Below are 7,168 nucleotides of genomic sequence, written 5' to 3' on the forward strand. Positions count from 1 at the left end.
TTGACCAAAAAATTACACGAGCTAATGCCTTATATATGTCCGAAACTCGTGAGGATAGCGATTTTTCTCATCCATCGTCCCACGCACGGATTCGACAAGTTCCCATTTACGTTCATCGATTCCTGGAGCAAATGTATCACCGTCAAACACATGTTCAATCACGGTCACATATTGCTTGTCACTTACATCCCAAAGCAGTTTAAAAAGTTCAGCCCCACCAATGACAAACGTCTCTTCCTCACTGGAGGCAAGATCCAGCAGCTCTTTTTTACTATGGATCACTTTCACGCCCTCCGCTGTAAAATTAGCATCGCGGGTGAGAACCACGTTTTTTCTGTTTGGCAACGGTTTGCCAATCGATTGATAGGTTTTCCTTCCCATCACAATGGTGTGCCCGGTCGTGACTTGCTTGAAATGGCGCAAGTCCGCAGGCAAATACCAGGGCAACTCATTATTCTTGCCAATTGCCCTTTCCTGATCCATCGCATACACAAAAGAAATCATACTGACACCTGTGCCTTAATATGCGGATGGGGATCGTAGCCTTCGAGTTTGAAATCATCGAATGTGAACGCGAATAGGTCCTTCACTTCCGGATTGAGGACCATTTTCGGCAGTGGCCGCGGCTCTCTCGTTAGCTGAAGCTTCGCTTGCTCCAAGTGGTTGGAATACAAGTGCGCGTCTCCAAGCGTATGAACGAAATCGCCAGGCTCAAGATCGCAAGCTTGCGCCATCATCATCGTCAGCAAGGCATACGAAGCAATGTTAAAAGGCACACCAAGAAAGATGTCGGCACTGCGCTGGTAAAGCTGGCAGGAAAGCTTGCCATCATTCACGTAGAACTGAAACAGGCAGTGACAAGGGGCGAGTGCCATTTGGTCCACTTCTGCCGGATTCCATGCGCTGACAATCAGGCGCCTCGAATCAGGGTTGGTCTTAATTTGTCGGAGCACGTCCGAAATTTGGTCGACAACCTCCCCGTTTGCCCCTTCCCACGAGCGCCACTGCTTTCCGTAGACAGGCCCCAATTCCCCGTCTTCGTCCGCCCATTCATTCCAAATGCGCACACCGTTTTCCTGCAAATAACGAACGTTCGTGTCTCCCTTCAGAAACCAAAGAAGTTCATGAATGATCGAGCGTAAATGCAGTTTTTTTGTTGTCACAAGAGGAAACCCTTCTTGCAAATCAACGCGCATTTGATAGCCAAATGTGCTCACTGTGCCAGTGCCTGTCCGATCAGATTTTTGCGAGCCGGCCTTTAGCACGTGCTCGCATAGTTGCAAATACTGCTTCATCTCTACTTTCACCTTTTCTAGTTCATATTTGGACAGTCATCTTACTGCGACTTTGCCATTTTCACAAGCGCGTCTCTTCCCATTGTCCCGGCGCTGATGCCAATGTCTTCACACGCATATGTCACCGATTCTAATGGAGCGTCAAGAAGCTGCTCGATGGTACGAACGCCTACGGCCCTCCCCGCCATAATTCCGCGATCCGCTAACTTTTCATTTAAAAGGCCGACATCAAGCGCCCCACACATAATGTAGCCTGCTTCGCACGTAACCGCCATGAAGTTTGTCTTTGGAAGTTTCACGGTTATGGCTACAAACTGCTCTCCATTGACGACGATTGGCGACATTTCCACCATTACGACCACTCCTTTTCATCTGATTCCTCACAGACTATGATGCAATGGGCGCATGCGTGCATCACATTGCTTGTTTTTTTACCATCGAAAGAAGAACATCGCGAAGAAACTCAGGGAGAAAGTATTCCTTCTTTTTCGCAGCAGCAATATCCGGGAACAAAAAACCAAAGGTGTACATGTCAAGGGTCGCAAGCAAATAGGTCTTTTCCTTTTTCAACGGCTCTCCAAAAACGCGAATGTCCATCACGTTCCCACTCGGCGAGAGTTCGATATCAAATCCTGTAAAGAGCGTGACCCCAAGAACTTTTCCGCGAAAACCAAAGCCTTTAAGCTCGAGCTCTCGTATTTCATCGGTATGAGCGCGCTCAATTGTCGACTTTAGCTCAGCACCTGTCAGTTCAACGACACATGGGTTAATGGGATGCGGGCAAATTCGGTGCAAATCCCCATATGTGAGTTCTCCTGCATGCAACGTTTCAAGCAATACGCCCGAACTCATCATGCCAAGCTGGCACTCACACCAGTTCACAAGCTCATCACAGAGGAGTTGTCCCCCTTCCGATACCTCTTGCCAGGAAACAGGAAGCGGCCGTGCGAGCTCTGCTGCTGGCTGATTGAGCGCCATCATCGCTTCCTCCGTCAACTCTGCCAAAAGGGCTGCCGTTGCTTCATCAGGTGCTAGCACGGACGTTTCTAAGAGCTCCGTTTCCGCTCGCTGCAGTTTATGGGAGGTCTCGGAGAAGAAAAGGTTGAGCTCTCCTAAGTAACGTCCGTGTTTACCAGCCTGCGTAATGAGTGTATGGCCCACCCGCTTTCCTCTCTCTAACACATGGTGCGTGTGGGCTCCTATAATGATATCAATCTCCGGGATCGTCTTGGCGATCTCCTCATCGCGAAATAGACCGAGATGGGAGAGCATAATCAACGCGTCGACCTCGGGACGCAACTTTGCCACAAGACGCTCCAAAATCTCAAAGCTAGCCTCCAATGTCCAGCCGATCTCATTGTAGAAATCGACCATTGGCGCGGTGTAGCCAATATACCCTACCTTTATTCCGTTTGGCATCGTCTCTGTCGCAAAAGGTTCCATCCACGAAGGCCTAGCTCCCGTCTTCGTATCAATCATGTTCGCAACGAGGACAGGAAAATTGGCAGCTTCATACATCGCGTGGGTCATTTCCTTCGAGAACGTTACGCCCTCGTTGTTGCCAAGCGTCGCATAGTCAACACCTGCCGCATTGAGAAGACGAATGTTCCCGAGCCCAGCCGTCGCCTCAGTCATCGGGTTGACGCGATCCGCATGGTCACCCAAATCGAGAAAACGCGTTAGAGCATCTCGGTTTTTTCTCACATGCCCGACAATATTCGGCCAGTAGTCAAAGCCACTGTGAATATCGTTACTGTAATACAATTTCAGCCGCTTTGACATGTGTGACTCCCTCCAAAAATCTCTCTACCATTAATGATACCATCTCAACTCGTCAAAGTCCGCTCCCTGTGATTCCCTGATACACAAACCTGAGTGCCAGTAATAAAAACATGACGCGCAAAACATGAACAAGCATGGCACTTGATAGTTTTCGGTTCATCCACGCACCAAGCTGGCCTCCGAACCAAGCACCGGGAATGAGCGCGAGTGCATACAGCCACGCGATATGACCAGCAACCAAATGACTCACGGACCCTGATACAGCCGAAAGGAAAATAACGAGCATGGAGGTAGCCACTGCCGTTCGGGCCGGAAACCCGAATAATACGATCATCACAGGCACGACCAACGCCCCACCACCGACACCGAAAAGACTGGAAACAAAGCCAATAAAAACCGAGAGACTAATGGCGACGCTTGGACGGTAACCATACGTTTGTCTCTCGCCCGTTTCATCAATGTAGCTGCGTGTGACCCCTTTGCTCATCCCGCTCCCCTGCCGAAGGTTTCCGCGCAAAAACAAACTTCCGACGACCACCAGCATGAAAAGCCCAAAGTATAAAAAGAAAAGCTCCGTATCCACAAAGCGACTGGCGATGACGCCAAGCACTGTGCCTGGAGCGATGCCGACAAAGAAGAGAAAGGCACTTTTATAGTCCACCGTTTTTTGCTTCAAATAAGAAAGCGTTGAGGAGATCCCTGTAAATATCATTACAAAAAGAGAGGTACCCGCTGCCACTTGTGGAGGGGTATACGCCAGGCTATCAAATTGACTGCCAAGCATAATGAGCGCAGGGACAACAATAAGTCCCCCTCCAAGTCCGAGCAAACTGCCAAATGTACCAGCAACGAGCCCCATAATAACAAGCAGTATCCATTCCATGCCGTCGTTCCTTTCTCTAGAACAAGTCGAGCTGCCGAGGCGCGAGATCCGTATATTCGATGCCGAGCATCTCAATAAACTGTCGGGCGTTTCCTGCCGCATGTCCACCGGAGTTGTTGTTAAAAACGACATAAATATGCTTGCTGCGTTCATTAAGATACGCTATCTTTTCCTTCCATTCTTCGAGCTCAAGCTTATTGTACTGATACAAATACCGCACTTCCCGCCAATTCTCGCCATTCCTTGGACCACTCCAGCCGTGTACATTGCGCCCGTGAAAACGGACAAGCGTCTTCTCCACACACGTAGGCTCAAGCACCGTTGGCACTGAGCCAGCTCCAGCTTGAGGCTCATCGCAAACGCTGTGAATCCAGTTGTCTTCACGCATGTACTGTAGCGTTCGCTCCTTGAACTGCGGCGAAAACCAAGACTGATGCCGAAATTCCAGCGCGCATGGGAAGCCTTTAAGCTGCTCGCGCACATAGCGAACGGCCTGCACATGGTTCTTTTGCAGATCAAACCAGGGAGGAAATTGACATAAGACCATTGCTAGCTTCCCTGCCTCTATGAGTGGCTTAAGCGATTCCTTAAATACCGTGAACATCTCTTCCTTTGTTTCAAAGGTTGGCTCCCCGCGCTGGTGCCCTGTCATCCCTTGATACGCCTTGACAATAAATTGAAACGAGGCCGGCGTTTCCCGCACCCACTTTCTCATATTGGAGAGGGGCTGCACTGCATAGAACGAAGAATCCAGCTCGACAATTGGAAAATGTCCAGCATATGTCTGCAGCTTCTCAGACGACCCAGCACTCTCATACAGCGAATCATGATCTCCCCATCCAGTCAACCCAATGGAGATCATCTGCGATCACCTCTCTTGCAAAACCTTTTAATTTTATGTAGAGAAAAGCGAGAGCCCTTCCCTCTGGTAACAAACATTCTCCATCTACACCATCCGCCAGGGGCTAGTTTACGCTCTACATCCTCATGATTCCCTTTTAAAGAGAAAAAGCGAACCTCATAAAGGCTCGCTTTCCCCACTTTAACCGATTGAACCTTCCATTTCAAAACTTAAATATAGTATTCAAAGAACATCAAGCACGACTCAAATCCTTATTAAAATGAGGGTTTCAGAGATCAGTTTATCAGAACGTATCAAAAAAATTCAAATCAAACCGGGCAAAAAACGGACAAGTTAAACACGGTGGATATAAGGATAAAAATGAGGTGTCACTACAACAGGCACCTCCCTAAATAAAACGATATGGAGCTGTTTTACTAATGATTTTTCGGTTCTCTTTTACTAATAAATGATTTATATCATGCCGTCCATAGTTTAGACAAGTCTTATTATTTTGCAGAGCCATTTCGTATATCGAGCTTGTGCGACGTTTACAATTAATAACAAATCTAATCGTTGTTCTACAATACGGCCCTTCAGTTACGCAAGGTATGGTAAATGTATAACTAGGCATCCACTAAAGTTGCTTAGTTATATTTCCTCGCCCTTATGCTCCTGATAATCCGGCTCTTTTGACAATACCACATTATCATCATCATAACCATCTGAACGCATAAAAAAAAACCAAAGGTCGTGAAACCCTTGGTATTGTTATATTTGGGGTTGGTGCTATTGAAAGGACTCGAACCTCTACGGGATTTAACTCCCACTAAGCCCTCGGTTATTATCTGAAACGAACACTAACAAAAACATTAATGTTCGATATTTTTTTTAGAAAAAGGCAAAAAGGTAATCCATCATTCCCTCGAACTTCTCTTTAATATCTAATTTCTGCTTACAGACACACTGTTAGAAACCTCTACTAAGGTTCCCCCTAAGAATTCCACTTCGAAAAGATATTTAAAGAACTTACTTTCCATTTTACTTATAAGCGAATTATTTATAAAAATAACATTCGAACCAGCGTACGAAGCTTGCTTTACTTCTTGATTTTTCACAAATATGAAAATAAATAGTCCTACCATACTGTGCAACAGCCATAACTGACTGCTCTCATAATTGAAGATAATCTTTTCCTACCTAGCACCCTTTTGTGCGATAAAGGTTTTCAATTGCTTTTAGTTGAATTAATAGGCTTCTGCTGTTAGCCAATTTACATCATTCCGCCCATGATTATCTTCATAAATAAACCTCTTTCTTGAAGATCTTCTTCAATTTATGGGCGTTTATTCTTCTTTTTAACGATTCCCACTGTCAACATAATAAGGGGCAATATTATCCCAAGTAGAAACCAAATCATCGTTGAAATATCCCGATCCCAATTCTGTTGATATGTGACAGTAGGATAGATGATGGTTGATAGAACAACGACAATCATCCCTAAAGGGAACGTCAGAGGACGATACCCTTTTAAATTCAAGATTTGCGAGAGACCTAATGCCCCTGCATAAAAGTAAAGAAGCATTTTAAAATAGACCAAGATAAACCACGTGAGCGCTAAAAACGCTTCAACCCGTTGAAAAAAGTTGCCGACATTGATTTTCCGTGCCAATACATAGCTTGGATATTGTTGCCTGGCCGTGACATCAGCGCCAAGTACGGGTACGCTTAATAAGATAATGACGATGATCGCAAGCCCCCCGATCAAATACCCAGTGAGAAAATGCTTTCCTACGGTTTTCGTTTGGTTCACAAACGCAGGGAAAATCATGAATAACGCCACCACAGGAAATATAATACTTTCTGCAGAGATAAAGGTTGCTCTTAGCATCGCTTTCATGTCCGTTTCAAAGATGGGCTGGAGATTTTCAATCTTTATTTCAGGAAGAAGAAATACGGTCAAGAGGATAAAAAGAATCGAAAAAAAGAAAATGAAAATTTCAGCGGTACCGCTGAACGTCTCAATTCCAAGACGTGCACCTATCACCATCACCATCGCCATGACAACCTCAATCGCTTCCATCGGCGTTTCCGGCAAGAGATGGAGTGCCATAAAATTCCCTGAGTAGAACAACAGAGAAGCCGCAGAGTGCAGCATCATGTAAACAAAGCCAACAGAAATCATTTTGCCGAACCATTTTCCAAATAAAGTTTCATTCATTCCGACAAACGTCTTACCGGGAAACATCAGCCCTAGTTTGACGTAGAACCAGACAACGAGTAGACCGACACCTACAATCATGATCGCCGTTATCTATACATGCCTGCAATTGTATATCAAACCGATAAAAGGACGGGAATTACTTA

Annotated in this window: 7 protein-coding genes; all 7 read right to left on the bottom strand. The window is 46.0% G+C overall.

The window, feature by feature from the left end; genetic code table 11:
- Nucleotides 1-21 precede the first annotated feature (21 nt).
- Nucleotides 22-504, bottom strand: coding sequence for a dihydrofolate reductase (locus AVZ68_RS17525; RefSeq protein WP_059105877.1), 483 nt, complete (start codon nucleotides 502-504; stop codon nucleotides 22-24).
- A complete protein-coding gene (locus AVZ68_RS17530; RefSeq protein ID WP_059105878.1) occupies nucleotides 501-1,295 on the bottom strand; it encodes a thymidylate synthase in 795 nt (264 codons plus the stop codon). Before AVZ68_RS17530 ends, AVZ68_RS17525 begins: the two co-directional genes overlap by 4 nt.
- Before the next feature lie 41 nt (nucleotides 1,296-1,336).
- Nucleotides 1,337-1,648, bottom strand: coding sequence for a YunC family protein (locus tag AVZ68_RS17535; protein WP_059105879.1), 312 nt, complete (start codon nucleotides 1,646-1,648; stop codon nucleotides 1,337-1,339).
- Between the two features lie 61 nt (nucleotides 1,649-1,709).
- Complete coding sequence (locus AVZ68_RS17540; RefSeq protein WP_059105880.1) at nucleotides 1,710-3,077, bottom strand: bifunctional metallophosphatase/5'-nucleotidase; 1,368 nt, start codon at nucleotides 3,075-3,077, stop codon at nucleotides 1,710-1,712.
- Between the two features lie 52 nt (nucleotides 3,078-3,129).
- Nucleotides 3,130-3,960 carry a sulfite exporter TauE/SafE family protein gene (locus AVZ68_RS17545; protein WP_059105881.1) on the bottom strand — a complete coding sequence of 277 codons (831 nt, stop codon included), beginning with the start codon at nucleotides 3,958-3,960 and terminating at the stop codon, nucleotides 3,130-3,132.
- Nucleotides 3,961-3,976: 16 nt separating this feature from the next.
- Complete coding sequence (locus AVZ68_RS17550; RefSeq protein WP_059105882.1) at nucleotides 3,977-4,822, bottom strand: DUF72 domain-containing protein; 846 nt, start codon at nucleotides 4,820-4,822, stop codon at nucleotides 3,977-3,979.
- Nucleotides 4,823-6,137: 1,315 nt separating this feature from the next.
- Nucleotides 6,138-7,103, bottom strand: coding sequence for a GerAB/ArcD/ProY family transporter (locus AVZ68_RS17555; protein WP_059105883.1), 966 nt, complete (start codon nucleotides 7,101-7,103; stop codon nucleotides 6,138-6,140).
- Nucleotides 7,104-7,168 lie beyond the last annotated feature (65 nt).

It is taken from the genome of Shouchella shacheensis, assembly GCF_001484965.1.
Taxonomy (GTDB): Bacteria; Bacillota; Bacilli; order Bacillales; family Bacillaceae_D; genus Shouchella; species Shouchella shacheensis.

Excerpts from the sequence above, each read along its gene's own strand:
- AVZ68_RS17525 (WP_059105877.1), bottom strand. The coding sequence starts at position 504 with ATGATTTCTTTTGTGTATGCGATGGATCAGGAAAGGGCAATTGGCAAG.
- AVZ68_RS17530 (WP_059105878.1), bottom strand. The coding sequence starts at position 1,295 with ATGAAGCAGTATTTGCAACTATGCGAGCACGTGCTAAAGGCCGGCTCG.
- AVZ68_RS17535 (WP_059105879.1), bottom strand. The coding sequence starts at position 1,648 with ATGGTGGAAATGTCGCCAATCGTCGTCAATGGAGAGCAGTTTGTAGCC.
- AVZ68_RS17540 (WP_059105880.1), bottom strand. The coding sequence starts at position 3,077 with ATGTCAAAGCGGCTGAAATTGTATTACAGTAACGATATTCACAGTGGC.
- AVZ68_RS17545 (WP_059105881.1), bottom strand. The coding sequence starts at position 3,960 with ATGGAATGGATACTGCTTGTTATTATGGGGCTCGTTGCTGGTACATTT.
- AVZ68_RS17550 (WP_059105882.1), bottom strand. The coding sequence starts at position 4,822 with ATGATCTCCATTGGGTTGACTGGATGGGGAGATCATGATTCGCTGTAT.
- AVZ68_RS17555 (WP_059105883.1), bottom strand. The coding sequence starts at position 7,103 with ATGATTGTAGGTGTCGGTCTACTCGTTGTCTGGTTCTACGTCAAACTA.